The sequence below is a fragment of the Ornithinimicrobium sufpigmenti genome (assembly GCF_004322775.1).
In the GTDB taxonomy this organism is placed as follows: domain Bacteria; phylum Actinomycetota; class Actinomycetes; order Actinomycetales; family Dermatophilaceae; genus Ornithinicoccus; species Ornithinicoccus sufpigmenti.
Window position 1 is genome coordinate 927,007 of record NZ_CP036403.1, and the last position, 26,894, is coordinate 953,900.

General features: G+C 69.1%; 27 protein-coding genes and 2 pseudogenes. 18 read left to right on the forward strand and 11 right to left on the reverse strand.

What is annotated here, in order from left to right:
- Positions 1 to 242: 242 nt before the first annotated feature.
- A complete protein-coding gene (locus ESZ52_RS04305; RefSeq protein ID WP_131103845.1) occupies positions 243 to 1,943 on the reverse strand; it encodes an ABC1 kinase family protein in 1,701 nt (566 codons plus the stop codon).
- 323 nt (positions 1,944 to 2,266) lie between these two features.
- Between ESZ52_RS04305 and ESZ52_RS04310 the strand changes: the two genes are divergently transcribed.
- From ESZ52_RS04310 to ESZ52_RS04320, 3 genes are all read left to right on the forward strand, one after another.
- Positions 2,267 to 2,551, forward strand: coding sequence for a DUF2933 domain-containing protein (locus ESZ52_RS04310; protein ID WP_202865408.1), 285 nt, complete (start codon positions 2,267 to 2,269; stop codon positions 2,549 to 2,551).
- A 188-nt stretch (positions 2,552 to 2,739) separates the two neighbouring features.
- Positions 2,740 to 3,051, forward strand: coding sequence for a metal-sensitive transcriptional regulator (locus ESZ52_RS04315; RefSeq protein ID WP_131103847.1), 312 nt, complete (start codon positions 2,740 to 2,742; stop codon positions 3,049 to 3,051).
- A gap of 35 nt (positions 3,052 to 3,086) precedes the next feature.
- Positions 3,087 to 3,422, forward strand: coding sequence for a heavy-metal-associated domain-containing protein (locus tag ESZ52_RS04320; RefSeq protein WP_238154466.1), 336 nt, complete (start codon positions 3,087 to 3,089; stop codon positions 3,420 to 3,422).
- 84 nt (positions 3,423 to 3,506) lie between these two features.
- Here the strand turns inward: ESZ52_RS04320 and ESZ52_RS04325 are convergent.
- The 3 genes and pseudogenes from ESZ52_RS04325 to ESZ52_RS04335 form a co-directional block, all read right to left on the reverse strand.
- Positions 3,507 to 3,922 (reverse strand): annotated as a pseudogene (locus ESZ52_RS04325) (four-helix bundle copper-binding protein).
- A gap of 209 nt (positions 3,923 to 4,131) precedes the next feature.
- A complete protein-coding gene (locus ESZ52_RS04330) occupies positions 4,132 to 5,265 on the reverse strand; it encodes a sensor histidine kinase (RefSeq protein ID WP_131103848.1) in 1,134 nt (377 codons plus the stop codon).
- Positions 5,262 to 5,984 carry a response regulator transcription factor gene (locus ESZ52_RS04335; RefSeq protein WP_131103849.1) on the reverse strand — a complete coding sequence of 241 codons (723 nt, stop codon included), beginning with the start codon at positions 5,982 to 5,984 and terminating at the stop codon, positions 5,262 to 5,264. Before ESZ52_RS04335 ends, ESZ52_RS04330 begins: the two co-directional genes overlap by 4 nt.
- 150 nt (positions 5,985 to 6,134) lie before the next feature.
- Here ESZ52_RS04335 and ESZ52_RS04340 point away from each other — a divergent pair, with 150 nt between their 5' ends.
- The 7 genes from ESZ52_RS04340 to ESZ52_RS04370 all read left to right on the forward strand — a co-directional run bounded on the left by ESZ52_RS04340 (position 6,135) and on the right by ESZ52_RS04370 (position 13,288).
- Positions 6,135 to 6,362, forward strand: a complete 228-nt coding sequence (locus ESZ52_RS04340) for an SHOCT domain-containing protein (protein ID WP_131103850.1) — start codon at positions 6,135 to 6,137, stop codon at positions 6,360 to 6,362.
- 30 nt (positions 6,363 to 6,392) lie between these two features.
- Positions 6,393 to 7,886, forward strand: coding sequence for a multicopper oxidase family protein (locus tag ESZ52_RS04345; protein ID WP_131103851.1), 1,494 nt, complete (start codon positions 6,393 to 6,395; stop codon positions 7,884 to 7,886).
- Positions 7,883 to 8,740, forward strand: coding sequence for a F510_1955 family glycosylhydrolase (locus ESZ52_RS04350; protein WP_131103852.1), 858 nt, complete (start codon positions 7,883 to 7,885; stop codon positions 8,738 to 8,740). The genes ESZ52_RS04345 and ESZ52_RS04350 overlap by 4 nt, the downstream gene beginning before the upstream one ends.
- Before the next feature lie 30 nt (positions 8,741 to 8,770).
- A complete protein-coding gene (locus tag ESZ52_RS04355) occupies positions 8,771 to 9,037 on the forward strand; it encodes a hypothetical protein (protein WP_145968820.1) in 267 nt (88 codons plus the stop codon).
- A 189-nt stretch (positions 9,038 to 9,226) separates the two neighbouring features.
- A complete protein-coding gene (locus ESZ52_RS04360; RefSeq protein ID WP_238154467.1) occupies positions 9,227 to 12,013 on the forward strand; it encodes a heavy metal translocating P-type ATPase in 2,787 nt (928 codons plus the stop codon).
- A complete protein-coding gene (locus ESZ52_RS04365; RefSeq protein ID WP_131103855.1) occupies positions 12,010 to 12,288 on the forward strand; it encodes a metal-sensitive transcriptional regulator in 279 nt (92 codons plus the stop codon). The genes ESZ52_RS04360 and ESZ52_RS04365 overlap by 4 nt, the downstream gene beginning before the upstream one ends.
- A gap of 40 nt (positions 12,289 to 12,328) precedes the next feature.
- Complete coding sequence (locus tag ESZ52_RS04370) at positions 12,329 to 13,288, forward strand: cation diffusion facilitator family transporter (protein ID WP_131103856.1); 960 nt, start codon at positions 12,329 to 12,331, stop codon at positions 13,286 to 13,288.
- A 263-nt stretch (positions 13,289 to 13,551) separates the two neighbouring features.
- On the opposite strand, the gene ESZ52_RS04375 is transcribed toward ESZ52_RS04370, so the two are convergent.
- A complete protein-coding gene (locus ESZ52_RS04375; RefSeq protein WP_238154481.1) occupies positions 13,552 to 13,854 on the reverse strand; it encodes a hypothetical protein in 303 nt (100 codons plus the stop codon).
- Between the two features lie 265 nt (positions 13,855 to 14,119).
- Here ESZ52_RS04375 and ESZ52_RS04380 point away from each other — a divergent pair, with 265 nt between their 5' ends.
- From ESZ52_RS04380 to ESZ52_RS04400, 5 genes are all read left to right on the forward strand, one after another.
- A complete protein-coding gene (locus ESZ52_RS04380; RefSeq protein WP_131103857.1) occupies positions 14,120 to 14,386 on the forward strand; it encodes a glutaredoxin in 267 nt (88 codons plus the stop codon).
- 1 nt (position 14,387) lies between these two features.
- Positions 14,388 to 15,365, forward strand: coding sequence for a cytochrome c biogenesis CcdA family protein (locus tag ESZ52_RS04385; RefSeq protein WP_131103858.1), 978 nt, complete (start codon positions 14,388 to 14,390; stop codon positions 15,363 to 15,365).
- A 10-nt stretch (positions 15,366 to 15,375) separates the two neighbouring features.
- Positions 15,376 to 15,993 (forward strand): peroxiredoxin family protein, encoded by a 618-nt coding sequence (locus ESZ52_RS04390; protein WP_238154468.1) that lies wholly within the window; start codon positions 15,376 to 15,378, stop codon positions 15,991 to 15,993.
- A gap of 507 nt (positions 15,994 to 16,500) precedes the next feature.
- Complete coding sequence (locus tag ESZ52_RS04395; protein WP_131103860.1) at positions 16,501 to 16,761, forward strand: hypothetical protein; 261 nt, start codon at positions 16,501 to 16,503, stop codon at positions 16,759 to 16,761.
- Between the two features lie 384 nt (positions 16,762 to 17,145).
- Positions 17,146 to 17,619 (forward strand): transposase, encoded by a 474-nt coding sequence (locus ESZ52_RS04400; protein ID WP_131106425.1) that lies wholly within the window; start codon positions 17,146 to 17,148, stop codon positions 17,617 to 17,619.
- Between the two features lie 245 nt (positions 17,620 to 17,864).
- Here the strand turns inward: ESZ52_RS04400 and ESZ52_RS04405 are convergent, their stop codons facing one another.
- Both ESZ52_RS04405 and ESZ52_RS04410 read right to left on the reverse strand, forming a co-directional pair.
- Positions 17,865 to 18,491: a DUF305 domain-containing protein gene (locus ESZ52_RS04405; RefSeq protein ID WP_238154469.1), complete on the reverse strand. Its 627-nt coding sequence runs from the start codon at positions 18,489 to 18,491 to the stop codon at positions 17,865 to 17,867.
- A gap of 68 nt (positions 18,492 to 18,559) precedes the next feature.
- Positions 18,560 to 18,949 (reverse strand): four-helix bundle copper-binding protein, encoded by a 390-nt coding sequence (locus tag ESZ52_RS04410; RefSeq protein ID WP_425600047.1) that lies wholly within the window; start codon positions 18,947 to 18,949, stop codon positions 18,560 to 18,562.
- A 145-nt stretch (positions 18,950 to 19,094) separates the two neighbouring features.
- Here ESZ52_RS04410 and ESZ52_RS04415 point away from each other — a divergent pair, with 145 nt between their 5' ends.
- Entirely contained in the window at positions 19,095 to 19,475 is a 381-nt protein-coding gene (locus ESZ52_RS04415) for an ArsR/SmtB family transcription factor (protein WP_181009931.1), read from the forward strand.
- 458 nt (positions 19,476 to 19,933) lie between these two features.
- On the opposite strand, the pseudogene ESZ52_RS04420 reads toward ESZ52_RS04415, so the two are convergent.
- From ESZ52_RS04420 to ESZ52_RS04430, 3 genes and pseudogenes are all read right to left on the reverse strand, one after another.
- Positions 19,934 to 21,528, reverse strand: a pseudogene (locus tag ESZ52_RS04420) (GMC family oxidoreductase).
- Complete coding sequence (locus ESZ52_RS04425) at positions 21,525 to 22,088, reverse strand: hypothetical protein (protein ID WP_238154470.1); 564 nt, start codon at positions 22,086 to 22,088, stop codon at positions 21,525 to 21,527. The pseudogene ESZ52_RS04420 and the gene ESZ52_RS04425 overlap by 4 nt, the downstream one beginning before the upstream one ends.
- An 85-nt stretch (positions 22,089 to 22,173) precedes the next feature.
- Positions 22,174 to 22,941, reverse strand: coding sequence for an IclR family transcriptional regulator (locus ESZ52_RS04430; protein WP_181009932.1), 768 nt, complete (start codon positions 22,939 to 22,941; stop codon positions 22,174 to 22,176).
- Positions 22,942 to 23,011: 70 nt separating this feature from the next.
- On the opposite strand from ESZ52_RS04430, the gene ESZ52_RS04435 reads away from it, so the two are divergent.
- On the forward strand, positions 23,012 to 23,332 hold the full coding sequence (locus tag ESZ52_RS04435; RefSeq protein ID WP_131103863.1) for a putative quinol monooxygenase: 321 nt from the start codon (positions 23,012 to 23,014) through the stop codon (positions 23,330 to 23,332).
- Between the two features lie 34 nt (positions 23,333 to 23,366).
- Complete coding sequence (locus ESZ52_RS04440; RefSeq protein WP_131103864.1) at positions 23,367 to 26,234, forward strand: FAD-binding and (Fe-S)-binding domain-containing protein; 2,868 nt, start codon at positions 23,367 to 23,369, stop codon at positions 26,232 to 26,234.
- Positions 26,235 to 26,253: 19 nt separating this feature from the next.
- On the opposite strand, the gene orn is transcribed toward ESZ52_RS04440, so the two are convergent.
- Positions 26,254 to 26,889, reverse strand: coding sequence for an oligoribonuclease (orn, locus tag ESZ52_RS04445; protein WP_131103865.1), 636 nt, complete (start codon positions 26,887 to 26,889; stop codon positions 26,254 to 26,256).
- Between the last annotated feature and the right edge of the window lie 5 nt (positions 26,890 to 26,894).

Below are 26,894 nucleotides of genomic sequence, written 5' to 3' on the forward strand. Positions count from 1 at the left end.
ACCCGCGTGCTGGCGAGTATGTCGCCCACGCGCCGTTCGACGAGGTGGGCGACTACCGCCGCTACGTCAACGGGTGCTCCCGCGATGACGGGGTCAGGAGGGGTCGGCCCGCCACCCCCTCGCAAGGACTGCCGAAGGACCGAACCGTCCCCGTGCCTGTGACGCGGGGACGCTGGTACCGGCGCGCACCGACGGTCTGAGCCTGGGACCGCCCGGTTCCCCGCACGTTTCCGCTGGTCCGGTTACGACTGAGACGGTCCCCGTCGCTGCGTCCACCGCGGGGCAGGAGCCCTGTACCGCTCCGTGCCCAGCGTCCGCTTCGAGTTCCGGGCCAGGTAGGCGCCCAGCACGCCGAGGGCGCCGGCGCCGGCGACGACCAGCGGTCCCTGCAGCGGCTTCCCCCGCCCGGTGCTGGCAGCCACGATGTGCCCGACACCATCGATCAAGGCTGCGGCGATCACGCCTGCGATGACCCGGTTGCCGATGCGGTCGGCCTCCCGGATGACCTGGTGCAGGTCGGCGGTGCGCAGGTGGACGTCGAACCCCCCGCGCTCCAGCACCTCAGCCAGACCGCGAAGGCTTCTCGGGGTCTGAGCCCCCGCGTCCAGCAGGTCGCGTGTCACCTGGATGATCCGCTCCACCAGGGCGTCGGCTGAGTGGCGTCGCAGGGCAAGACATTCGGCGTACGGGGCTACCACGGTACTGAGCTGGAACTCCGGGTCGAGGCGCCGCCCCAGCCCTTCGGCCATGAGCAGCATCTTGAACAGTAGTGCCAGGTCGGTGGGCAGACGCAACTGGTGGTGTCGCACCAGCGCCAGCACGTCGGTGATCAGTCCGGTCAGCGCCAGGTCCGCCAGCGGCACCCCGCTGAACCGCTCGACCAGGGGCCGCAGCCCGTCCCGCAGGGCTGTCCTGTCGACTCCCGGCGGGTCCCCGACCAGGTCGAGCATCGCCTGCGTCGTCCGATCCAGGTCCCCTCGCAGGAGTGGAACAAGCAGAGCGACCAGCCGCTCGCGCAGGTCGTCGTCGAGCTCACCCACCATGCCGAAATCGATCACCGCCAGACCACCGTCGGGTGCGACGAAGAAGTTGCCCGGGTGCGGGTCAGCATGGAAGAAGCCGTCCTCGAAGACCATCTGGCACAGCACTCCGGTCGCACGCGCCGCGAGCTCTCGACGGTCGATGCCGGCGGTGTCGAGGGCCGCAACGTCGTCGATCTTCATGCCGTGGACGCGTTCTAGAGTCAGAACCCGGGAGGTCGTCGTCTCCCAGAACACCGTGGGGATCTGTACGAGGGGGTCGTCGGCGAAGCTGGCCGCGAACCGCTCGGCGTTGTGGGCCTCAGCGAGGTAGTCCAGCTCGGCAAGCAGCGTCGTGGAGAAGTCCTGCACGATGCCGACCACGTCGTGGCCGCGGGCGACCTCTGAGTGGCGGGTCGCAGTGACGGCGAGGTTCTGCAAGACCTCCAGGTCGGCCCGCACCGTCTCCACCGCCCCCGGCCGGCGGACCTTGACCACGACCTCTGTGCCCACGAGGCTCGCGGAGTGCGCCTGACCGATCGACGCGCTAGCCAGCGGCTCGTGGTCGAAGCGGTCGAACACCCCCACGTTGCCGAGTTCCTCGGTGAGCGTCTCCACGATCATCTTGGTGGGCACGGCGGCCGTGTCGTCCTGCAACTTGGCCAGCTCCGCGGTGTACTCGGCAGGCAGGAGGTCGGAGCGGGTCGACAGGAGCTGACCGAGCTTGACGAACGTTGGACCCAGTTCCTCCAGGGCCAGGCGCAGGTGTTCCGGCTGGGTGTACGTGCGACCCTGTTGGTGCCCGGGTAGGCCCCGTCGGAAAAATAGGCGCCCCTGCAGACCTACGGCCCCGACGGTGAACCCAAACCCGTGGACCGAGAGGGTCTCCACGATCTCGCGATACCGTTTGCGGCGGGAACTCACGCCTCACCTCCACGAATATCGGCCCTCGTCTTCCTGTCCAAGGGGCCAGACGCACGCTACGCGAGGGCGTAGGTGAGGGCAAGGTGTTGCGGGTGCCTCGGCGCGCCGAGTCAGTACTGCCGGGTCAGTACAGCCGGGACCGTGCGGCCCGATCGACAGCGGGGTGCTCTCGGGCGGGCAAGTCTTCGTCAGATCACCACAGAAGAGCACTCTGATCGTCGTGTCCGAAGGGCACGCTAAGTCCTGTCAGGACGACGCACTGCGGTATCGAGCGCGCAGTCGAGCGCGGAGCGCCCCAAGGGTTGGGGAGAGAAGGAATGATGATGAACCACAGCGGTACCGGTCACCTCAAGGGAATGGCCCTGCTCGTCGCAGGAGCCTTCGTCGTTCTGCTGCTGCTTGGCCGGCCACCGGGGGAGGCCCTGCTTTACGCCGCGATCCTGGCCTGCCCGCTGATGATGATTCTGATGATGGTCGGGGGCCACGGCGGGCACGGCGGGCACGTGGGGGACGATCGTCGACGACGCGATGAGGACGCCTACCCGGTGGACCAGACGGCCCCTGCGGGCACGCGACCAGACGCCGAATGGGGACGGAGCACGCAGTGACCTCCACCGGTGGCGAGCGCACGCGCTGCAACACGCAGGCCTCACTCGCCACCCACCGTGCAACAGTTGACCCCCGTAGCCCGTGTCGTGTGACCTGGCCCGCGTAGACGACGTAGGGCACTCGTTGACGGCTTCCGGAGATAAACCCCAGGGGGGTATGATGGCCGCGGAGCGAAGGAGGAGCCACGATGGTTCTTGAGGAGAGGACCGCGAGACCGGCAGGTCCCGGGTACGTGAACAACAAGGACGCCCAGGGCAACCGGCTTCGTCGGATCGAGGGTCAGGTCCGTGGCCTGCAGCGCATGGTTGACGCCGATGCGTACTGCATCGACATCCTTACCCAGGTTTCCGCCGCCACCAAAGCCCTCGAAGCGGTAGCCCTCGGCTTGCTCGAGGACCATCTGCGTCACTGCCTCGCGCAGGCGAACGATGACCCTGCACAGCTGGACCAGAAGGTGACCGAGGCCTCCGCGGCCGTCGCCCGACTGATCCGCTCCTGAAACCCCGCCCTGACAACGACCGAGAGAAGAGCCACATGGACATCGCGAACACCGCGAGCACCCAGCTGCCGATGGCCCAGGCCGACGGCTGCGCCTGCTGCGCAGCGCCCGACAGCAGCACCACTTCCACCACAGTCCAGGAGGACACGATGAACAGCCAGACCCTCGCCGTCGCCGGTATGACCTGTGGTCACTGCGCCAGCGCCGTGAGCACCGAACTACAGAGCCTGCCCGGTGTGACCGACGTGACCGTTGACCTGGTCGCTGGCGGCACGTCCACCGTCAGGGTCGCCAGCCAGACGCCGCTGGCTCAGGCAGACATCGCCGCAGCTCTGGACGAGGCCGGCGACTACCAGCTCGTCAACAGCTGAGCACCGGTGCGCCAGCCCGCGGCGGACGAGCAGGCCGACCGGTGTTCCAATGAGACCGGTGTTCCAGTCGGGTGCCGGCTCAAGTCAACCGAGGTCGGCGAGCAGTTCCGGCGCACGCCGTTTCGCACCGTCGGCAAGCGTCGGCGTATACCTGGCAGTGCTCGTGCATCTGGGCATGCTGAGCGCACTCCTCGGCGCAGACTCGGCACGCTTCCCGGCACGCCTCAAGCAACGCCCGGGTGGTCTCGATGTTGACACCAGTCTGGCGAGACAGGACGTTGCCGGGTGGCCGCCGCGCAGACATCGGCGCAGTCGAGGTTCTTGCGGATGCAGGTGATGAGCTCAGCCACCATGTCCTCGCCCAGGCAGGCGTCTGCGCAGGCGGTACAGATCTGGGCACACTCGAAGCACGCCGCGATGCATTCCGCCACCTTCTCTTGGTCTATCGAACCCAGGTCTTTGGGGTGAGTCTCCAGCATCCTGGTCACCTGGTGAGTCATCAGTCCCTCCTTCGTCCGGACTGCGTCTTGGCCCTGTTCAGGGCTCGTGAGGGCAAGCCCAGGAAGGCCTACCGCTTCTGCGACGGTAGGGAATGCTGCTGAGCCTGCCACCGATGACGCACCCGTGACCGGGAGCGGAAGCAACGTCCATGGCTGACGGTGAGGGGCACTGGCAGGTTGCTTTTGCGACGCGATGGGAGTTCGGAGTCTCAGGCGGGCTGGGGCGGGGCGGGCAGGCTGACGCTGAAGGTGGCGCCCTGCCTGGGTCCGTCGCTGCTCGCGGTGATGGAGCCGCCATGGGCATCGATGATGGCCTTGCTGATCGTCAGGCCGATGCCGGAGCCGGAACGTTCCCGGTTGCGTGCGCTGTCACCTCGGTAGAACCGCTCGAAGACGTGCGGCAGTTGCGCCGCGGTGATCCCTTCGCCGTCGTCACGGACGGTGAGCACCACCTCTGAACCGTCGCGGTAGGCAGCAAGCGACACGGTGCCTCCGGTGGGGGTGTGGCGCAAGGCGTTGGTGAGCAGGTTGGTGAGGACCTGGCCGACCCGGCCGGGGTCGACCTCGACGAGAACGTCCTCCAGGACGCGGGAACCCTCGGTCTGCAGATGAACGCCCTTGGTGGCGTAGGGCTCGCGCAGGGCGTCGGCGGCGGCGGAGTACAGCTCGGCCACGGAGACGGGGCGGCGGTCGAGGACGAGGCGTCCCTCCTCGGCCCTAGACACTTCGTCGATGTCGTCGGCGAGCCGGGCCAGCCGGGCGGTCTGCTCGGTCAGGACGGCTCTGGCTTCGGGCCCCAGGTCGATGATCCCGTCGGTGAGGCCTTCGTGGTAGGCGGCGAGGGTCGCGATCGGGGTGCGGAGCTCGTGCGCGAGGTCGGACAGCAGCCGTCGGCGGGTGTCCTCCACCCCCTCGAGGCGGACGGCCATGACGTTGAACGCGGAGGCGAGGGTGTCGAGCTCGGTGCCGGATCCGGTGATGGACACCCTCGCGGCGTAGTGACCGCGGGCGAGCTCGCGGGCGGCGTGCGTCAGCTCGGTCAGAGGGCGGCGCAGGAGACGGGCGAGGACCCAGGTGACCGCGCCGGCCGCGAGAAGGGAGATCAGCAGTCCCCAGCCCAGGGAGATCCGCGAGGCGTCCTGGTAGGCAAGCTCGATGTGGGCCAGCTCGGGGGAGCCCTCGGGGTGACCGGCCTGCAACAGGTGGTTGCGGAAGATCGGCGGGCCGACCACGGCGGCGACGAGGCCGACCGTCAGGGCGCCGGCGAGCAGCACGATCGTCTGGCCGATGAGCAGCCGCGTCGCCAGCCCCCGGTGCATCAACGGTCGACGTGACCCGCTCATCCCTGGCCCATCCGGTATCCCACCCCGCGCACGGTGGTGATGTAGCGGGCTGTCTCGGGGTCGTCGCCGAGCTTGCGGCGAAGGTGTGCGATGTGGGAGTCGACCAGGTGCTCATCGCCGACCCAACCACCGCCCCATACCTCCTCGATCAGCTGGCGCCGGGAGAACGCGTTGCGGGGGCGGGAGGCCAGGGTGATCAGCAGGTCGCGCTGGATCGGCGTCAGGTCGACCCGTTCGCCCGCCAGGTGGACCTCGAGGCCGGCCGAGTCGATGTGCAGGTCGCCGAAGACCCAGACCGGCTCGTGGGCGTAGGCGCGGGCGGCGGAGCCCGTGCGCGGTCGGCGCAGCACGGCCTGCACGCGCGCGACGAGCTCGCGCATGCTGAACGGTTTGGTCACGTAGTCGTCGGCGCCCACGGACAGGCCGATGAGCCGGTCGACCTCGTCGGAGCGGGCGGTGACGACCAGGATGTAGCAGTCGGAGAAGGTCCGGATCTGTCGGCACACCTCGATGCCGTCCAGCCCCGGAAGACCGAGGTCGAGCACGACGACGTCGGGCGCGTGCTCACGCACGGCGGTGAGGGCGTCCGGCCCGGTGTGGACCACGGTTGTCTCGTAGCCGGCCTTGGAGAGATAGGCCGCTACCATGCCGGCCAGGGCGCGCTCGTCCTCGACGACCAGGACCCGGGCGGCCGGTGCTGGGGTGTTCGCAGGTGCCATGGCCGCATCCTCCCCTACGGGCCATCGCCCGCGGCCAGCGCGGGCCCCTGGTGGGTCAGAACTTCACCAAACCTCCATGAACTGTGCGCCGGGTGCCAACCATGGGCGTCAAGACTGCAGAGGAGAGGTAACCGGAGGCGGGAGGTCGACATGCTGACGCACAGCATGGGCTGGGGCATGTGGCTCCTGATGGCGGTGAGCACGGTGGCGTTCTGGGGCCTGGTGCTCCTGGTCGTCCGGGCACTGCTCGACGTGCCGAGGGGAGCTCGCCCAGACAGCTCCGCACCCTTCCTGCTGCTGCAGGAGCGCCTGGCCAGGGGAGAGCTCACCCCGGAACAGTACGAGCAGCACCGTCGTCTCCTGGTCGACGGGCACTGACAGATGCTCCGACCTTTCCTGGACGGAACCATGATCCGTCCCTCACGACGTCAGGTGCTCCTCGCCGGCCTTGGCCTGGGCGCCTCGGCGGCCCTGGCCGCCTGCTCCGGCGACGCCTCGGCGACGCGCCCTGCTGCGGCCTTCCCGCCCCCCGAGCCCGTGCCACCCTTGTCCGGACAGTCCGTCATGAGCGCCCGCCTGACCGCTCGTCCGGTCACCCTGGACCTGGGCGGCAGGACGGTGCAGACGTGGGCCTACGGGGACGCCGCCCCCGGCCCGACGTTGCGGGCGAACGCCGGGGACCTGCTGCGGGTCACCCTGGACAACCAGCTGCCTGCCGATACCACCGTCCACTGGCACGGTGTCCGGCTGGGGCAGCAGGCTGACGGCGTCCCCGGCCTGACGCAGGACCCGGTACGGACGGGGGAGAGCTTCCTGTACGAGTTCACGGCCCCCGACCCGGGCACCTACTTCTTTCACCCCCATGTCGGTACCCAGCTTGACCGCGGCTTGTACGCGCCACTGATCATCGAGGACCCGGCCGAACCCGGTGACTACGACCTGGAGTGGGTCGTGGTCCTGGACGACTGGATCGACGGCACCGGCACCACGCCCGAGGAGGTGTTGGAGCAGCTGGTCGCCGACGGCGCCTCCGGCACCGGCGGCATGGACCACGGGGCGATGGCCGGTATGCACCACGGCTCGATGTCCGTAGGGCTGGGCGAGGCCCCCTGGGGTGCCGACACCGGTGACGTGACCTACCCCCACTACCTCATCAATGGCAAGCTGCCCAGCGACCCGCCGGTCCTGCAGGCTCGGGCCGGGCAGCGGGTGCGGCTGCGGATCATCAGCGCCGCGTCGGACACCATCTTCGCGGTCGCCCTGGGCGGGCACCGTATGACCCTCACCCACACTGACGGCTGGCCGCTCACACCGGTGCAGACCGACGCACTCTACATCGGCATGGGGGAGCGGTATGACGCGGTCGTCGCCCTGGAGCCGGGGGTGTTCCCGCTCGTGGCGCGGCCGGTGGGAAAGAGCACGGGCGGGCAGGGGCTGGCGGTGATCCGCACGGGCACCGGTTCTGTGCCCGCGGCCGACGTGACCCTGAGCGAGCTGGGCGGGAGGGTTCTGGCCGGCTCGCAGCTGGAGCCGGACGACGCGGTCCGGCTGCCTGCCAAGCGTCCCGACGTCACGGAGGCGTTGAGGCTCGGAGGGTCGATGGCGCCCTACCTGTGGACGATCAACGGCGCGGCGTACGGGCAGAACGAGCCGCTGCGGGTGGCGGCCGGGCAGCGCCTGCGGCTCAACGCGGTGAACATGACGATGATGCCGCACCCGTTGCACCTGCACGGGCACACCTTCGCGCTGCCCAACGGGCTGCGCAAGGACACCCTGTTGATGGCGCCTATGGAGTCCGTGTCGCTCGACCTCGACGCCGACAATCCTGGCGACTGGCTGGTCCACTGTCACAACATCTATCACGCCGAGGCCGGGATGATGATCGACCTGAGGTACTCATGAGCGCCCGCGCGCGGCGCACGCACCGGGGTCTCGCGGCGGCGGCCGGGATCCTTGGCCTCGCCCTCGCGGGGTGCTCCCCGACGGCCGACAAGAACCCGACGGAGGGGGACGCGCAGGAGATCGCGATCACTCACATCCACGCCGCCGTCCGCGACCCGGGCAGTGGGGACCTGCTGCTTGCCACGCACGAGGGTCTCTTCCGCCAGGTCGGCATCGACCTGGTCGCCGTCGGCCCGGTCATGGACCTGATGAGCTTCGCCGTTGACGCCGACGGGACCTACTACGCCTCCGGCCACCCCGGCCTGCAGACCGACCTTCCCGAGCCGCTGGGGCTGCTCACCTCCGCGGACGGGGGGATGACCTGGACCGTGGCCTCACGCGGCGGGGAGTCGGACTTCCATGCCTTGACCACCTCCGGCAGCACCGTGGTCGGCTACGACGGGACGTTGCGCACCTCCTCCGACCGCCGCACCTGGCACGAACGCTCGATCACCGCGCCGCCCCGCGCTCTCGCTGCCTCCCCGGGCGGGACGCTGCTGGCCACCACGGCCGCAGGCCTGCTGCGCAGCACCGACGACGGTGCCACCTGGGACGCCTTAGCCCCGCCGGAGCCGGCCGTGCTGGTGGCCTGGGCCGACGCGAGCACCGTGGTGGCCCTGACCACCGGCGGCAAGGTCGCTACCAGCACCGACGAGGGGCAGAGCTGGTCCCTGGGGGCGGCCGTGCTCGGCGAGGCAGCGGCCCTGTCCGCCAGCCGTAGCGACGATGGATCCCTGGAGGTGATCGCCGTGGTCGGTGACAGCGTGATCCGCACCCTGGACGAGGGCGTCACCACTGAGGTCCTCGTGCAGTAACCGCATACATGACCAAGGAGAGCGGCACTCATGCGACACCACGACCCCCCGGGCACCCCACGTCCCACCCTGGACGAGCCGCCTCCCGTGCTGCCGTCGCCGGACCACGCAGGCCAGGGGTATCAGCACGGCCAGCTGATGTGGCTCATGTGCGTGCCCATGCTTGCCCTGGTCGGCGTCCTGATCGCCACCGGGGCATGGGGAACCGGTGGCGTCGTCTATGCGCTGGCCTGCGTGGCAATGATGGTGGGCCTGATGCTGTGGATGAGGCATGGCAGCGGGCCGAGGGGCCGTTGACCGGCTTGACGGCAGAGTCAACCTAAGTTCGCTGGCCATGCACCGCCACCGAATCTCCACCTTTCAACCACTGGACCAACACACGGGTGGTTGTATCTTCTAGGTATACCCCCCAAGGGTATTGACGCTTACCAAGCGGGCTTCGACGAGTCGCCGAGAGGAAACACGATCATGGATGTCCTGTTGACAGTGGCCACGGCCACCGTGCTGACGGTCTTGACGGGCTGGTACTTCTTCGGCCCCAAGAAGTCTCGGCGCGCGGAGCTGGAGGGTGGGCGTCAGGTCGTCACAGTGACCGTCAAGGGCGGCTACAGCCCCGATCTGGTCGAGGTTGTCCAGGGCGTGCCCGTCCGCCTGGTCTTCGACCGGCAGGAGAGCGGCGACTGTTCCTCCCGGCTGGTCCTTCCCGATTTCCGGATCAACCAGGCGCTTCCGGCATACGCCAGTACCACAGTGGACTTCACCCCCCAGCAGACCGGAGAGTTCGGGTTCGCCTGCGGGATGAACATGCTCCAGGGCAGGGTCCGGGTGGTGGCCGGTGACACGGCGGAGCCGGGGGACGGGCCTGCCGCGCCGCCTCGTATCGACGGGGAGCCTGAGTCGGCCGATTCAGCCGAGCCAGGACCGCAGGATAGCTCCGACCTCGGGTTGACCGAGGACGCGGAGGCAGCCGAGCGGGCCGTCGAGATCACGGACCTGCGACGGCGGGTGATCGTCGGCGTGATCTTGAGCCTTCCCCTGGTCTTCGCGGTGATGGCGCACGAGGTCTTCGGCGCCACCTGGGTGCCGGACCTACTGATGAACCGCTGGTTCCAGCTGGCCTTGGCCACGCCGATCTTCTTCTACACCGGCTGGCCGATCCACCGCACCGGCTGGCTGGCCCTGTCCCACCGCACCGCCGAGATGAACTCGCTGATCACGCTGGGCACCATCGCGGCGTACGGCTACAGCGTCGTCGTCACCTTCGTCCCGTGGGTGCTGCCCGACATCGCCCAGGAGGTCTACTACGAGGCCGTCGCCGTCATCATCACGCTCATCCTCCTTGGCCGGTTGATCGAGACCAAGGCGAAGGCCGGCACCGGCGAGGCGATCCGGGCGCTGATCGGCCTGCAGCCGCGGACCGCTCGGGTCATCCGCGCGGGCCAGGAGCTGGAGGTGCAGATCGACGATGTCGTCGTCGGCGACGTCGTCGTGGTCCGCCCGGGGGAGAAGCTGCCGGTCGACGGGGAGGTCCTCGAGGGCTCCTCTGCGGTGGATGAGTCGATGGTCACCGGTGAGCCGATCCCGGTCACCAAGACGGCCGGCGACACGGTCATCGGTGCCACGATCAACCAGACGGGCGCGTTCCGGTACACGGCTACCAAGGTCGGTGCGGAGACGATGCTCGCCCAGATCATCACGTTGGTGCGCGAGGCTCAAGGGTCCAAGGCCCCGATCCAGCGGGTGGTGGACAAGGTCTCAAGCTACTTCGTGCCGGCCGTGATCATGATCGCCATCTGGACCTTCGCCATCTGGACGCTCGTGGGCCCGCCGCCGGCAGTGATCTTCGCACTGGTCGCGATGGTGTCGGTGTTGATCATCGCCTGCCCGTGCGCGCTGGGGCTAGCCACGCCCATGTCGATCACCGTCGGCACCGGCAAGGGTGCCACGAACGGCATCCTGATCCGCTCCGCAGAGGCGCTGGAGAACGCGCACAAGCTCGACACCGTGGTGCTCGACAAGACAGGCACCATCACCCAGGGTGCCCCCTCATTGACCGATGTGCTGCCGGCCCAGGAGTTCTCAGCCCAGGACCTGCTCACACTGGTCGCTGCTGTCGAGGCATCCTCGGAGCACCCGTTGGCGTCCGCGATCGTGACCGGGGCCTCACAGCGTGGTCTGAACATTCCTGAGGCAACAGCCTTTGACTCCATCACCGGCCAGGGCGTGCGCGGGCTGGTGGCCGGGCGGGAAGTGCTGGTCGGCAACGACAGGCTGCTGTCCATCGCGGGCATCGACGCGGCTGCGTTGCATGCCGACCTCCGGCGCTTGGCCCAGGAGGGCAAGACCCCGATGCTGGTCGCGGTGGACGGTCAGGCCGCGGGCGTCATCGGCGTGGCTGACACCGTCAAGGACGGTTCCGTAGACGCGATCGCGGCCTTGCAGAAGCGCGGCCTCGAAGTCGTCATGATGACCGGTGACAACCGCGACACCGCAGCGGCTATCGCTCGAACGGTTGGCATCACGCGGGTCCTCGCCGAGGTCATGCCCGAGCACAAGGCGGCCGAGGTCAGGCGTCTGCAGTCGGAGGGAAAGGTCGTGGGGATGGTCGGCGACGGCATCAACGACGCCCCGGCGCTGGCCCAGGCGGACGTCGGTTCAGCCATCGGCACGGGCACGGACGTGGCCATCGAGTCCTCCGACATCACCCTGATCTCGGGCAGCCTTCCGGGGGTCGTCACGGCGGTCGACCTGTCCAAGGCCACGATGCGCAACATCCGACAGAACCTCGTCTTCGCCTTCGGCTACAACGCCATCGGCATCCCTATCGCCGCCGGAGTGCTCTACCCCGCCTTCGGTTTGCTGCTGAGCCCGATCATTGCCGCCGCGGCCATGGCGCTCTCCTCGCTGTCGGTGGTCGCCAACGCCAACCGGCTGCGTGCCTTTACCCCCACGCCGCTGCCTACCGTCACCCACGTCCCGACCACGGACCCGGTGGTCGAGCTCGGCGAGGACACCATCCAGGACGACACCATGACCCAGCTCGCGCATGACCGCGGGCAGCAACGTGTCGCCACCGTCACCGACCCGGTGTGCGGCATGAGCATCGACCCGGCCACCGCCGCGGCCACCCGCGAGCACGACGGAGCCACGTTCCACTTCTGCTCCGGGCACTGCGCCGAGGCTTTCGAGGCCGACCCCCACCGGTACGGACAGCCCACCGGCGCCAGTGACGAGCACCGAAGCCACGAGGGTCAGGCAGGAGCAGGTCGATGAGTTCCGTCACCCGCAGCCCGGTCGCGCTCCAGGTGCGCCTGCGCCGGATCGAGGGACAGGTCCGCGGCATCAGCGGCATGGTGGCGGGCGACGAGGACTGCATCGACATCCTCACCCAGGTCGCAGCGACGACCCGGGCACTACAGGCGGTCGCCCTGCTGCTGCTCGACGACCACCTGCACCAGTGTTTCGAGCAACCCGGTGATGCCGCCAGCCCACACGTGGACCAGGTGGAGCAGGCCTCACGAGCGATCGCCCGGCTCGTGCGGAGTTGATGACACTGAACATCTGCGTCCCTGAACGAGGAGGAGTGACATGAATCAGAGCGGCCACGGCGCCCACGTCCCCGGCGGAGGTGACCGAAGAGCGCTGGTGATCTCCGGTTGGCTCACCGGCGTCTACTTCGTGGTCGAGCTGGCCGTCGGGCTCTGGACCGGCTCGGTGGCGGTGCTCTCCGATGCGTTCCACACCTTCTCGGCCGTCGGCGGGGTGCTCATCGCCCTTGTCGCGCAGCGGCTGAGCCGACGGCCCGCGTCCGCGCAGGAGACCTTCGGGTGGGGTCGGGCGGAGATCCTCGGCGCCCTCTTCAACGGGGTGTTTCTAGCCCTGATGGCGGCCTACGTGTTCTGGATGGGCGCGACGCGCCTGGCCGACCCGGTCGAACTGTCCACTACCGTCATGCTGTGGGTGGCCGCCGGCGGGATCATCACCGAGGTGATCGCCTTCCGGCTCCTCTACCAGCGGCAGAAGACCGACCTCAACATCAGGGGGGCCTTCTGGCACATCCTGCAGACCTTCGTCGGCAGCCTGATCATCATCGTCTCGGCCGTGGTCATCCGCTTCACGGGGTTCCTGGCCATCGACCCGCTGCTCGGCATGGCCTTCGGCGTGGTGCTGCTCTGGGCGTCCTGGAGCATCATGCGCTCAGCGTTGCGCATCCTGCTGCAGGGCACCCCGGACGGCCTTGACCTTCACGCGGTGATCACCGCCCTGGGCCAGGTGCCTGGTGTTCGCGACGTCCACCACGTGCACGCCTGGACCATCACCACCGGGCGCACCGTCTTCTCGGCGCACCTGCACGTCCCTGAGGCAGCACGTGATGGCGAGGCGGTGCTGGAGCAGGCCAGGACCCTCCTGAGGGACCGGTTCGACGTCTACTTCTCCACCCTGCAGGTCGAGCGGTCCTGCGACACCGAGGACGCAGCCGACCTCGACATCACACCACCGACCCGGCCCGTCCCTCCGCCCGCCGGACAGCGGGACGCGCGCTCGTAAGCATGCAGTGGCCCGGCCGCACACCATCACGCCGGGGGTCTTGCCGCGACCTCGCTACGCGATCGTGGACCGCAGCGCAGGCGCACACGCACCAGGCCCGGCAGCTGGGCCCGTGCGTGACCATGGCCAGCTCGTAACGTAGTACTGCCGCGGCCTGAAACGCCGTCGGCTGGGCAGCCGATCCCGACCAGACGGTCCTCATGGACCGGTTCGACGATCTCATCACCCACAACGACCTCGGGCGGTCCTCTGCCCAGGAGGTTTCAGTGATGCCCGTCGTGCTCGGCAGGCGTCGTGACCGAGGGGGAAGGAATCGCGGGCGTCGGAGCGGGGGCGTCGGCCCCGCCAAGCCGTGGGCCCACCACGAACGCGGACAGGGCGAACAGGGCGGTGAACAAGGCGACTCCCAGGGCCGGTGCCCACCCGGTGCCGAACCTGGAGCGGAGACGGCGCAGCAGGGGGATGCTCAACAGCAGCCCCACGACGTAGAGGACACTGTTGCCCAGCGCACCGGTCAGCACCGCGGCCCCGGCGATCAGGCCGACGTGGTGCAGGACGTGAGGCACGAGACCCAAGGCCGCTCCGAAACCGGCGCGGACCGTTGCCCACCAGGTACGCGGCCGTCGACGGGGCGGAGTGGGCAGCTCAAGCGTAGATGTGGCCATAGCCACCACTGTGCAGGCACCCGCCCGGTCTGCCGACGCCAGTTCTGTGGAGATCCGATGGCGAACTCCCAACGACGACACCAAACCTCCATAAAACGGCGACGGCAGCCACAGGCCGCGAGTGTGAGGCTTGGTCCCGTCATTCCGGTGCAGGAAAGGAACCCCCGTGACCACAGTTTCGCGACCAGTGCAGGTCGCCGTCGTCGAGAACCCCGGCTGCCACTTCTGCGACGACGCTCACGCCGTGCTCGCCGGGCTCGCCCGGGACGGCCACCCCATCCAGGTGACCTCGCTCGATGCCCGCGCTGCCGACGGACAGGCCCTGATGCGCCAGCATCGGGCCGCGATGACTCCGCTGGTGCTGGTCGACGGATCGTTCTTCAGCCAGGGCAGGCTGCCGCGCCGCAAGCTTCTGCGCCTGATCGGGGCCTGAGATGGGTGAACTGCTCACTACCGGCTCCGTCCTGGCTGCCTTCCTCGCCGGCGGTGTAGCCCTCTTCGCCCCCTGCTGCATCGTCTTCCTCGCCCCCAGCTACCTCGCCGCCGCCGTGAAGAACCGGCGGTGGCGGCTGCTGCCGCTCACCTTCCTCTTCGCAGCCGGCCTCGCGCTGGTGCTGGTCCCCATCACCCTGGGCATCAGCTTGGTGGCCTCCGCGGTGGCCAACTACCACACGCCCCTCTACTACGCCGGCGGCGCGCTGATGCTGGCCCTCGCCGCGCTGAGCCTCTCCGGCCGCATGCTCACCCTCCCCGCCTCCCTGCGCGCCCCCGACACCAGAGGCGGTGACGGCCTGAGCTTCTTCAGCCTCGGCGTGTTCTCCGGCATCGCCAGCGCCTGCTGCGCTCCCGTCCTGGCCGGCGTCATGACCCTGTCCGCGCTCTCCGGGTCGGCGGTCGGTGGCCTCACCCTGGGTCTGGCCTACACGTTCGGCATGGTCTTCCCCCTGTTCCTCATCGCCCTCGGCTGGGACCGCTTCCGGCTCGGCGAGCGCAAACTGCTGCAGGCACGGGCAATTCGGTTCCGGCTGGGCACCCGCGTGCTGCACACCAACTCGATCAACCTGGTGGTGGCTGCCGGGTTCGCCGCGATGGGCGTCTTCGTCCTCTACCTCGCCGGCACCGGCACCATGACCAGTGGCCCCGCGATCCAGGTCGCGGCCGGTCGAGGCCTGGCCGGCTTCTTCAGCCGGCTGGAGCAGTGGACCTCCCCGGTGCCAGAGCCCGTGCTCGGCCTCGCCGTGCTCGGCCTCGCCGCCGTCTTCGTCGTTGCCACACTCCGCGACCGCCGCCGACCCGGAGCCGATGCCCCCACGGACGAGGACACAGACGCTGCGGACCCCGCCGCCCAGGGCTGCCACCACGGCGTGGCAGCGCATACCCCAAGCGTCCCCACCAATGATGCACGCAACTGAAGGAGCCGACGTGTCCACCAGATCAGCCCGTGAGAACCGACTAGCCCGGATCGCTGCCGAGGCGCGGTCCGAGGAACGCTCTCGCCGAGTCCGCCGGTACGGCCTCGTCGGCACCGCCCTAGTGCTCGTCGCCATGGTCGTCACCGCCATGCTGCTCACCTCCCGACCGGCGTCCACCGAGCTCGCCGACGCTGCGCCCGAGTTCACTCTGAGCGACACCGCAGGCGGCACCGTCAGCCTGGACCAGTTCCGCGGCAGCAACGTGGTCCTGTACTTCAACGAGGGAGCTGGCTGCCAGTCCTGCCTCGTGCAGATGGCGGAGATCGAGAGGAACGCCGCGCTGTTCGAGGGGCTCGACATCACCTTCCTTCCCGTCGTGATGAACACCCGCGAGCAGATCACCCACGACATGCAGCTCAACGGGGTCCGCACCCCGTTCCTCCTGGACGACGGCACCGTCTCCCAGGCGTACGGAACCTTGGGCAATGGTATGCACGCCGGATTGCCGGGTCACAGCTTCGTCCTCATCGACCGCGAAGGTCAGCGACGGTGGTATGGGGAGTACCCCTCCATGTGGCTGTCACCGGAAGACTTGCTCGCTCAAGTCGAGAAGTACCTGCCGGCTTGAACGCGCCAGAACGCGTGGAAGGCCCTGCCATTCGTCTTCGGGCAGAAGCCGAGTCAGACACGTGTGCGGCAGCTGGTGGCTCCTACGTCGCAGGGGCATATTTCGCCGAGCGCCGGACGGGGACCAGCGAACGGCGGGGCAGTCAAGTCCATCGACACAACGTCCCTTCGCCGTCGGGGTCGGGTTGGCCCCCCCGACCAACTCGGGAACAGATGCTGGCAGGACGCTCATCAGTGAACGTGCCTACCGGCTTCCGACGGACACGATCAGTCCGAGTCTGACCGGCGCCTGGCACGAGAGGTAGGCGTGGCACGAAGCCGTCTCCACGCGGAACGGAGCAATCATGGTTCCAGCTGGTGACACGAACTGGACCAGTTGACCGGCCAGGTCCAACTGGCTCGCGTTTGCTTGCGAGAGCGCGGAGAGCGGACTCGGACTTTCCCTCGTGCATCGCGCCGTCAAAGTCGCACACGAAAGGGTCCCTGAACCGCTGCATTACCTCGCGCGGTGATCGCTAACCAGAGTTACAGGGAGGATCCGGGGCGCGGCAGCAAAATGCGTTGCTGGTCGGCGCACGGGGGTGGGTTAGGAACCCTCCGCGAACCGTTGCAGTTCCTCTACCTCGAGTTCCTCACCCGTTCTCGTCAGAAGTTCCTGCAAGTCAGAAGCGAAGGGCAGTTGCGGCGGGGATGTACTCGCTTCCGCATCGGCATAGAGGGCGACGCCAGGGTGCAAGACAAGCAGAAGAAGAGCGACCTGGATGTCTGATGCGTCGCATTCTTGTGCCCCACGGAACCGTGCAACGGTCGACGCCGTGATCAGCAGGCTCCGGGCCTTCCCTGTGAGGCGTCGCATGGTCTCCTCGAGGTCCTCGGGCGTCGCGCTGCCCATAAGATAAGTTACCCCGAAATCCGCCACGGTCTCAGGGCGACATGATCGGACGAGCGTAGCCGTCCTCAGCGCGTCTACTAGTTCTATTTGACCTCAGGATCGGTGCTCGGCCAGGCTCGGTCCAGGTGGTCGGGGTGGTCGCTCGTCCGCGGCTGTCCATCCTGGTGGTGTGACTCTCATTTGGCTTGCGCTACCCCGGCCGCCGACATGGTCGGGAGAGGCTGAAGAAGGGAAAGCTCAGCTGGTAGTAGCGGTGCCCTCCTGACCGACCCAACATGTCGAGGTCATCAGGAAGGAACAGCTCAGGGACGAGCAGGAACCGGCACCGCGCCGGTAGACGCTTCCTCTGGCGACGACGTGCGCCAAGGGCTCTCCCGGGGCGGGAACCGGCACATCAACCAGGTGCTGCACATCATGGCCACCGTCCAGCTACGCACCCGGACGACCCAGGGGCGGGCCTACTACGACCGGAAGGTCGCTGCCGGCAAGACGCTTAACGCGGCGATGCACTGCCTGAAACGGCGCCTGTCCGACATCGTCTACCGCACCATGCTCAACGACATCATCACCACGGCCGGGACGGGCCCGGGAGGACACCGGGGCGCGTCACTGTCATCCCGCGCGGCCGGCTCACAGCCCCACACCGACACTTCAAATCAGTCACTTCCCGGACCCGCCACCACCAGGGATAGGACCCTCTCAAGACCCCCGCTTGACACAGAAGGGAGCCAATAGAGGATGTCAGAGAATGCTGGTGTGGAGTTGCTGAGTCTGTTGATGCTGACCGTCAACGGGGAACCTTCAGGGCGTGTGCCCTCGCGCAACAGCAAGAGTGGCCCAGCCGGTTCCATCCGGCGAGTGGGACACCCGAGGTAGCAAGCGGTTATCACTGAAGTGATTGCTTCTTCCCGGGGGGGGGGGGCTCGGGGAGCGCCGTTCTCATGTGTGTTCGCCGAGTGCAAGTCTCGCGCCGGCGGACGTCAACGTGGCGGGCACTGACGCTCGGCTGGTTCCTGGTAGTCGGGCATCGGTCGTTCCTGGGCTTCCTCGGTCGTCGTGGCCAGGCCATTGCGCTTGATGTCCTGGATCAACCAGTCCATTTCGAAGATCTCCCGGCGTTGGGCCTTGCTGATCTCGACCGCCAGCTGACACACGCGCACGTCCTCGATGGCGGCGTGTTCTGCCCGGGTGATCGCCATGGAGTGGTGGGGGATCATCGCGCTCATGAACGCACTGTCATCGACGGTCGTCTGGCTGCGGTCCAGGAAGGCGCCGCCTCCGAGTAGCAGGAGGCTGACGGCGACGATGGTCAGGTTGGCGACGGTGTTACGGTACATGTTCAGCATCCACCCGAGCATGATCAGGCCCATGGTGCCGCCCATGGTGAGGGCCATGAACATGCGACTCTGACTCCAGCGGATGTGGCTCCACTCATAGGAGCTGACGAACATGACGGCATACATCACCACCATGGCTGTCAAGATCATCGCTGCGAACCGCAGGTACATGCCCATGCCGCGACCGGAGCGGTCATGGCCGGCCTCGGGTCGACCCCGGTTCTGGTCGCCTGTGTGGTCGTCCTGGTTTCCGGCGTGTGCGCCGTTCATCGCGTTCTCCTTCTGGACGAGTCGAGTCCGCCCGCCGCAGTGCGTCGGGCGGCCTCGATGTGAGCGGGTCAGCTGATGGTGGCAAGCAGTTCGTTGCAGGCCTGTTCGCAGGCGCGGCAGGACTCTGCGCAGACCTGGCAGTGCTCGTGCATGTCGGCGTGCTGAGCGCACTCATCACCGCAGGCCTTGCACGCGGCGGCACAGGCCTCCAAGACGGCCCGCGTGACGTTGGCGTCGTACCCGGTGCGTCGGGACAGGACGTTGCCCGTGGCGGCGCACACGTCGGCGCAGTCGAGGTTGAAGCGGATGCACGTGGTCAGGTCGGCGACCATGTCCTCGCTCAGGCAGGCGTCCGCGCAGGCGGTGCATGCCTGAGCGCACTCGAAACAGGCCTGGATGCAGGCGATGAGCTTGTCCTTGTCGATGCCACCAAGGTCTTTCGGATAGGTTTCCAGCATCTGGGGCACGGTGGTGTGCATGGCTGTTCCTTCCCAGTCCCGCTCGCTGGCCGACGGGGTGTCGAGCATGTCAGGCGGCGCGACCCTTGCTCACGTTACCCGTAAGAGCGTACGGGTGTGCATGTGAAATGAGAGGATGATGGCGATGACCGACGCCGAAGACTTACACCCGGTGGATCCGCAACGCGTGGCTCACGCCAAGGAGCGGCTCCCGCACCAGTCGCAGGTGGAGCGGCTGACCAGTGTGTTGACGTTGATGGCGGACCCGACCCGAACTCGTCTGCTCTATGCGCTCGATGTGGCCGAAGAGCTCTGCGTTGGTGACCTGGCCATCGTCTTGGACGCCAGCGAGGACGCGGTCGGTTATGGGCTGCGGGTGCTGCGTACCGCTGGCCTGGTCTCTCGTCGTAAGCAGGGCCGGATGGTCTACTACCGGCTGGCGCAGGGGTTTCCCCAGCCATTGCGGGAACACTGCCTGTACCAGCTCATCCAACTGAGCACCGAAACCGATGGTGGCGGGGACTGAGCCAGGCGGGCCACCCAGCTGGCTGGCCCGCGCACACACGCTCACAAAGGCATCCAGGAACATCCGACTCTCGGCGGAGTCGTGCTGTCACGACCCTCTCCAGCGAGGGGCGGTCAAGCGGCGGGGGGAGGGCGACGGTAGGCCATGGGCGGAAGTACTGGTCCCGTAGCCGACGACCAATGAATGCATCCTTGACCTGGGGTTATGCGCCGACGGTGATGTCGAGCGTGTGTGTCCCATGTGGGCAAGTCCCCCTCCGGACACGCTCGGCGACACTCGCTCGACAGCATTACCCATCTGTCACGCAGCTGACACAGCCTCCCGAATCGTGGCGTCGTCGCAGGTCAGCGCGTGTTGAGCGAGATTCCCGTCACTCACCCCAGCGCACGATGACCCCGGCCCTCAGGGCCGGGGTCATCGTCGTTGGGGCAGGCCGTCGTCCGGGCGAGACGCAGGCGTCAGAGGCTGCCGGTCCGCATCTGCTCCAGGAGGTGCTCGGCCTGCCGCATCGCCAGGGCCACGATCGTCAGGGTGGGGTTCGCGGCGGCACCCGTGGTCATCACGGACCCGTCGCTGACGAACAGCCCGGGCACGTCGTGCGCCCCGCCCCACCAGTCCAGCGGCCCGTCCTCTGCGCTGGCGGCCATCCGGCAGGTGCCCAGGTTGTGCGTCGAGGGGTAGGGCGGGGTGTGGTGGACGCCCAGGGCTCCGACGGCGCGGTAGAGCGTGTCCGCGGCCCGGTAGGCGTGCCGCCGCATCGCGGCGTCGTTGGGGTGGTCGTCGAAGTGCACGTTCGGCACCGGCAGCCCCCACTGGTCCACGACGTCGGTGTTGAGGGTGACCCGGTTGGACGCCTGGGGCATGTCCTCGCCCACGATCCACATCCCCGCGGTGTGCGAGTAGGCCTCCATCAGCGCGGTGAACTCCGGTCCCCACGACCCTGGCTCGACGAAGCTGGCGAGGAAGGCGGGACCGAGGGACAGGGTCTGCATGTAGTAGCCGCCCGCGAACCCGCGCGCGGGGTTGTGGGACGCCTCGTCGGCGATGATCCCGGCCATCGTCTCGCCGCGGTACATCCGCACCGGCTGGTCGAAGCGGGCGTAGGCCGAACCGGTGAGGTGGCGCATGTAGTTGCGGCCCACCTGCCCGGAGGAGTTGGCCAGCCCGTCCGGATGCAGGGACGAGGCGCTCATCAGCAGCAGCCGGGGTGTCTCGATCGAGTTGCCGGCCACGCACACGACCCGGGCGGACTGCTTGTGCAGGTTGCCCTCAGCGTCGAGGTACTCCACCGCGTTGGCGCGGCCGGCGTCGTCGTGCAGGATCCGGACCGCCTGACACTCGGGCCGCAGGTCGAGGTTGCCGGTGTCCAACGCCCGCGGGATCTCCCGCACCGCCGTGGACCACTTCGCGCCGGACTTGTCGCCCTGGAAGTTGAAGCCGTCCTGGATCGAGGCCGGCCGCCCGTCGTAGGGCTCGGCGTTGGTGCCGTAGGGCCGGTCGCGTAGTAGCGGTAGCCCACCTTCTCCGCGCCGTTGGCGAAGACCTTGTAGTTGTTGTTCGCCGGCAGGGGAGGGCGCCCGTGCCGGTGGGTGGACCCGATCGCCTTCTCGGCCCGGTCGTAGTAGGGCTCCAGGTCGGCCAGCTCGATCGGCCAGTCGAGCAGGTTGGCCCCCTCGATGTCGCCGTAGGTGGTGCGCGCCTTGAACTCGTGGGCCATGAACCTCGGCGTCGCGCCGGACCAGTGGGTCGTCGAGCCGCCGACGGCCTTGACGATCCAGCTGGGGAGGTTGGGGAAGTCGCGAGCGACACGCCAGGAGCCGGAGGTGGTACGCATGTCGAGCCAGGCCATCTGGGTGAAGGCCTCCCACTCGTCGTTGACGTAGTCCTCCTGGGTCAGGAAGGGTCCGGCCTCGAGCACCACGCACCGCACGCCCTTGGTGGCCAGCTCGTGGGCCATGGTCCCGCCGCCGGCCCCCGAGCCGATGATGACGACGACCGCCTCGTCATGGGGGATGGGCCGGCCGTGCTGCCGGGTCTGCGTCCCTGCGCTCATGCCGTCGCCTCCTTGCTGTCCTGGGCGTCGATGATCTCGGCCCGTGGCTCACCGTCGTACTCCTCGATCCGCACGTCGGGCAGCCAGTCGAGGTCGTCGAAGCCCCGGTGCAGGTAACCCCCGTGGTCGAAGCTGGGGCCCTCGTAGCCGAGCAGCTCCCACACCTCGTGGTCGTCGTAGAGCGCGACGACGGCGATGCCTCGGATGGCGCGGAAGTACGGCTCGTCGGCGTACTCCCGCAACGCCATCGTCGCCTCCTCCTCGCCCACGGCGAGGAAGTCTCCGCCGGCGAGCACATCGAGGTGGTCCAGGTCCGGCCCCAGGGTGCGCGCCAGCCGCTGATCGTCCGCGGTGGCCGCGACGACGGCGTCGGCGGTGCGCTCGTACGGGCCGTCGGGGAAGGATGGGTGGGGGTAGGCCACGCGAAGCAGTCTGGTCAGGACCGCGCGCTGGCGGTCAGTCAGCTGGGCGGGCCCGCCGGCCAGCGTCGCGCTGGTATCGCGCTTGATGTCGTCGGGCGCTTTGCTGCCTTGTCGGCTCTCGGGGATGGTGTCGCTCACGAACTGGCCTCCTCGCAATGTCCTCACCTCAGCGTGAGATGGCTGACACGGTAGAGGGATGCCGGGCGGTCGCCAATGCGACTTCTCACTCCGTGAGAAGACCACGCCGGAAATATGCGGCGACGGTCCCCGCCGTAGCCCGCAAGGTGCGCTCGACCCCGGGGTCCGGCCCGTCGAAGCGCTCGGCCTGTGCCGAGATAGCCACGCACCCCAGCAGTCCGCCGTCCGGGCGGCGGACCGCGACCGCCGCGCACGTGCTCCCCTGGAGGAACTCCTCGAACTCCCAGGCCACCCCGCGGCGGGCCACCCGGGCCAGGTGTGCGTCCAGCTCGTGCTCGTCGGTGATGGTGCGGGGGGTCAGGCGGTTGAGCCCGTGCCGGGCGAGCTCGACGTGGCGCTCGGCCCCGTCCAGGTCGGCGAGCAGGATCTTGCCGAAGGCGGTCGCGTGCGGTGCCTCGTCGAAACCGAAACCCATCGGCTGCAGCCGCGGGCACTCGGGGGAGTCGGCGACGAAGACGAGGGCGAGGGTGGAGCCGCGGCGGACGGTGAGGTAGGCGGCATACCCGGTCTGTCGGTGCAGGTCCACGATCTGGGTGCGCACCTGGGAGGAGAGCCCGATCTGCCGGTGCAGGGCCAGACCGAGGCGGTGGGGCTTGAGGCCGAGCTCGAAGCGGTGCTCGGCCTTGAGGTGCACGAGGTAGTCCTGCTCGACCAGGTCGGCCGCCAGGCGGTAGACCGTCGGGAGGGGGAGGTCCAGCTGCTCGGCGAGCTCGCGGGCGCTGGCGCCACCCTGGTCGGCGACCGCTTCCAGCAGCGCCAGGGTGCGGCGGACGGTGCGGTTCGGGGTCGTCATCGTCACAGCATGGCCGACGCCGAGCCAGTCTGCGCTTGACGTGGCCGGATGTCCCCACCAGCATCGGCGCATGTACTTCATCGTGGTCAAGTTCCCCGTCAAGCCCGAGTCCGCCGACCGCTGGATGGACATCGTCGCCGACTACACCAACGCCTGCCGCGCGGAGGAGGGCAACATCTTCTTCGAGTGGTCGCGCAGCGTCGAGGACCCCCACGAGTTCGTGCTGGTCGAGGCGTTCACCGACGAGGGCGCCTCCGCCCACGTGGCCAGCCCGCACTTCCAGCAGGGCATCGACGCGATGCGCCCGCACATCACGGCCACCCCCAAGATCGTCTCCCGGCAGGTCGACGGCGACGGGTGGGACGAGATGGGCGAGCTGAAGATGGACTGAGACAGCCCGCCGCTGCAGGTGCAAGGATGCGCACATGACGGTGGTCGAGCCCAGCACTGAGCCGCGCGACCGGACGGACCGGCTGCTCGCCCGGCTCGGTCGCCTGGGTCCGGACGTGGCGACCGACCGGCCGCTGGAGCGCCACGCGTTGGCGCACGACGCGTCGCACTACCTGCTGGTCCCCAAGCTCGTCGTCCGGCCGCGCAGCACCGAGGAGGTCGCCGCGGTCCTGCGCGCCTGTGCGGGGGAGGGTATGCCGCTCACCTTCCGTTCGGGAGGGACGAGCCTGTCCGGCCAGGCCGTGACCGAGCACGTCCTGGCCGACACCAGGCTGCACTTCGCCCGCGACGTGGAGGTGCTCGACGACGGGGCCAGGGTCCGGGTCGCCCCCGGCGTCACGGTCCGGCAGGTCAACGCCCGGCTGGCGCCGTACCGGACCAAGCTCGGCCCGGACCCGGCGAGCGAGGGCGCGTGCACGATCGGCGGGGTGGTGGCCAACAACTCCAGCGGCATGCACTGCGGCACCGAGTTCAACACCTACCAGACCCTGGACTCCCTCGTCGTGGTGCTGGCCAGCGGCACGGTCCTGGACACCGGCGCGAAGGACGCGGGGGAGCGGCTGCGGATGCAGGAGCCCGCCCTGCACGAGGGGCTGCTCCGGCTGCGGGACCGGGTGCGCGGCAGCACCGAGTCGGTCGCCACCCTCCGCAGGCTGTTCTCGCTGAAGAACACCATGGGCTACGGCCTCAACTCCTTCCTCGACCACGACGACCCGGTCTCGATCCTCGAGCACCTCATGGTCGGCAGTGAGGGGACGCTCGGCTTCATCGCCTCCGCGACCTTCCGGACGGTCCCGGTGCGGCCCCGGGTCGCGACCGGCCTGCTGGTCTTCGACACGGTGGGCGCGGCCACCGGGTCCGTCCCGCAGATCGTCGAGGCGGGGGCGGTCACCGCCGAGCTGCTGGACGCGGCGTCGCTGCGGGTCTCTGCCCTCGCTCCGGGCGCTCCCGCCCAGATCACCGGGCTGCGGGTGGACGAGCACGCGGCGCTGCTGGTCGAGTGGCATGCCGACACCACCGAGGAGCTCACGGAGGCTACCGGCACGGCGCAGCGGGTCCTCGACGCGCTGCCGCTCACCGCGCCGGCCGTGCTCACCGGTGAGGCCGCTGAACGGGCAGCGCTCTGGACCGTGCGCAAGGCGCTCTACTCCGCGGTGGCCGGTGCCCGCCCGACAGGCACCAACGCCCTGCTCGAGGACATCGCCGTCCCCGTCGACGTCCTGGGCGCCACCTGCGTCGACCTGACCGCGATGTTCGACCGGCACGGGTATGAGGAGTCGGTGATCTTCGGTCACGCCAAGGACGGCAACGTCCACTTCATGCTCAACGAGAGGTTCACCGACCCGCTGGCGCTGCAGCGGTACGCGGAGTTCACCGAGGACATGGTCGAGCTCGTGCTCGCCCGGGGAGGCACGCTCAAGGCCGAGCACGGGACCGGGCGGATCATGGCCCCGTTCGTCGAGCGGCAGTACGGCCCGGAGCTCTATGCCGTCATGCGTGAGCTGAAGGCGCTGTTCGACCCCGCGGGTCTGCTCGGCCCCGGCACGATCCTCGGGGATGATCCGCAGGCCCATCTCAAGGACCTCAAGACCGCGCCCGTGGTGGAGGAGGAGGTCGACCGGTGCGTGGAGTGCGGCTTCTGCGAGCCGGTCTGCCCCTCCCGCGAGCTCACCCTCACGCCGCGCCAGCGCATCGTGCTGCGCCGGGAGATGGCCGCGGCGGTCGAGCATGGCGACCACGGGCTCGCGGCGTCCCTGGAGGACGACTACGACTACCCCGGGCTGCAGACCTGTGCCGTGGACGGGATGTGCATGACGGCCTGTCCCGTGCAGATCAACACCGGTGACCTGGTCCGTCGGCTGCGTGCGGAGGGGGCGAGAGCGGTCGGCCAGCAGGGCTGGGCCGCCGCTGCCCGGGCATGGGGCCCGGCCAGCCGCGTCGCCGGACTGGGCCTGTCCGTGGCCGACCGCCTACCGGGCCCGGTGGGGGAGACGGCCACCGGCCTGGCCCGCCGGCTCCTGCCGCACGACGTGGTCCCCGCCTACGACCGCGAGCTGCCCGGTGGTGGGCCGGCCCGCCCGACGCTGGACGACCCGGCCCCGGAGGCGGTCCTGTTCGCCGCCTGCGTGGGGTCGATGTTCGGTCCGGAGGAGGGCAGCCCGGGCGCGACGGCCGCGCTCGTCCGGCTCGCGGGACGCGCCGGTGCGGCCCTGCGGACCCCTACCGGCCTCGCCGGGTTGTGCTGCGGCACACCGTGGAAGAGCAAGGGCATGACGCAGGGGTATGCCGTGATGGCCGCCCGGGTGCTGCCGGCCCTGTGGGAGGCGAGCGACCGTGGGCGGTTGCCGGTCGTCGGCGATGCCGCGTCCTGCACCGAGGGTCTGGCGCTGATGGTCGCGCACGCGGCGGAGCACGGGCACCCGGAGTGCGCCGGCATCACCGTCGTCGATGCGGTCGAGTGGGCCGCCACCGCACTGCTCCCGCGGCTGCCGCAGCCCCGCCGGGTGCCCCGCGTCGTGCTGCACCCGACGTGCGGGACGCAGCTCCTCGGGGTGACGGCCTACCTGGAGCAGCTCGCGGCCTCGGTGGCCGACGAGGTCGTCGTCCCCACCGCCTGGGGCTGCTGCGGCATGGCCGGCGACCGGGGGCTGCTGCACCCCGAGCTCACGGCGTCGGCGACGGCGCCGCAGGTGGCCGAGCTCTCCGACCGTGGGTTGCTGGCCGCCCACCCCCAGGAGACCGTCTTCCTGTCCGCCAACCGCACCTGCGAGATCGCGATGACCCGTGCCAGCGGCCGCACCTACCGGCACGTGCTCGAGGCGCTGGAGGCCGCGACCCGCTGAGCCTCCCCTCAGCCGCCCGTCAGGGGCGGGACGGCGGAGCCGTCTGCTCCGGTGGCGGCGGGGTGGTGTGCCGTGCGGCGATCGCGCGCAGGCTGGTGCTGTCCAGGCCCGGCTGGTCCCGGAAGACCGCCTCGCGGTAGTAGCGCAGCTCGGCGATGCTGTCCTGGATGTCGCCCAGCGCCCGGTGGCCACCGGTCTTCTTCGGCGCGGCGAAGTAGGCGCGGGGGTACCAGCGGCGGGCCAGCTCCTTGATCGAGGAGACGTCGACGATGCGGTAGTGCAGGTGGGTCTCGAGCTCGGGCATGTCCCGGGCCAGGAAGGTGCGGTCGGTGCCGACGGTGTTGCCGCCCAGCGGCGCCTTGCGGCCCTCGGGGACGTGCTCGCGCACATAGGCGAGCACCTGCTCCTGGGCGTCCTGCAGCGTGGTGCCGTCCGCGAGCAGCGGCAGCAGCCCGGACTGGGTGTGCATCTCCCGGACGAAGTCGCCCATCTGGTGCAGGGCCTCCTGCGGGGGCCGGACCACGACGTCGACCCCCTCCCCGAGCACGTTCAGCTCGGAGTCGGTGACCAGGCACGCGACCTCGATCAGCGCATCCGCCGTGAGGTCCAGCCCCGTCATCTCGCAGTCGATCCAGACAATCCGTTCACCAGGCACGCGAA

What these genes read in the sequence shown, in the direction of transcription:
- ESZ52_RS04415 (WP_181009931.1), top strand. Translation starts at nt 19,095, where the DNA reads ATGACCGACGCCGAAGACTTACACCCGGTGGATCCGCAACGCGTGGCT.
- ESZ52_RS04405 (WP_238154469.1), bottom strand. Translation starts at nt 18,491, where the DNA reads ATGAACGGCGCACACGCCGGAAACCAGGACGACCACACAGGCGACCAG.
- ESZ52_RS04315 (WP_131103847.1), top strand. Translation starts at nt 2,740, where the DNA reads ATGGTTCTTGAGGAGAGGACCGCGAGACCGGCAGGTCCCGGGTACGTG.
- ESZ52_RS04320 (WP_238154466.1), top strand. Translation starts at nt 3,087, where the DNA reads ATGGACATCGCGAACACCGCGAGCACCCAGCTGCCGATGGCCCAGGCC.
- ESZ52_RS04365 (WP_131103855.1), top strand. Translation starts at nt 12,010, where the DNA reads ATGAGTTCCGTCACCCGCAGCCCGGTCGCGCTCCAGGTGCGCCTGCGC.
- ESZ52_RS04410 (WP_425600047.1), bottom strand. Translation starts at nt 18,949, where the DNA reads ATGCTGGAAACCTATCCGAAAGACCTTGGTGGCATCGACAAGGACAAG.
- ESZ52_RS04370 (WP_131103856.1), top strand. Translation starts at nt 12,329, where the DNA reads ATGAATCAGAGCGGCCACGGCGCCCACGTCCCCGGCGGAGGTGACCGA.
- ESZ52_RS04345 (WP_131103851.1), top strand. Translation starts at nt 6,393, where the DNA reads ATGATCCGTCCCTCACGACGTCAGGTGCTCCTCGCCGGCCTTGGCCTG.
- ESZ52_RS04440 (WP_131103864.1), top strand. Translation starts at nt 23,367, where the DNA reads ATGACGGTGGTCGAGCCCAGCACTGAGCCGCGCGACCGGACGGACCGG.
- ESZ52_RS04430 (WP_181009932.1), bottom strand. Translation starts at nt 22,941, where the DNA reads ATGACGACCCCGAACCGCACCGTCCGCCGCACCCTGGCGCTGCTGGAA.
- ESZ52_RS04435 (WP_131103863.1), top strand. Translation starts at nt 23,012, where the DNA reads ATGTACTTCATCGTGGTCAAGTTCCCCGTCAAGCCCGAGTCCGCCGAC.
- ESZ52_RS04330 (WP_131103848.1), bottom strand. Translation starts at nt 5,265, where the DNA reads ATGAGCGGGTCACGTCGACCGTTGATGCACCGGGGGCTGGCGACGCGG.
- ESZ52_RS04355 (WP_145968820.1), top strand. Translation starts at nt 8,771, where the DNA reads ATGCGACACCACGACCCCCCGGGCACCCCACGTCCCACCCTGGACGAG.
- ESZ52_RS04310 (WP_202865408.1), top strand. Translation starts at nt 2,267, where the DNA reads ATGAACCACAGCGGTACCGGTCACCTCAAGGGAATGGCCCTGCTCGTC.
- ESZ52_RS04340 (WP_131103850.1), top strand. Translation starts at nt 6,135, where the DNA reads ATGCTGACGCACAGCATGGGCTGGGGCATGTGGCTCCTGATGGCGGTG.
- ESZ52_RS04350 (WP_131103852.1), top strand. Translation starts at nt 7,883, where the DNA reads ATGAGCGCCCGCGCGCGGCGCACGCACCGGGGTCTCGCGGCGGCGGCC.
- ESZ52_RS04385 (WP_131103858.1), top strand. Translation starts at nt 14,388, where the DNA reads ATGGGTGAACTGCTCACTACCGGCTCCGTCCTGGCTGCCTTCCTCGCC.
- ESZ52_RS04335 (WP_131103849.1), bottom strand. Translation starts at nt 5,984, where the DNA reads ATGGCACCTGCGAACACCCCAGCACCGGCCGCCCGGGTCCTGGTCGTC.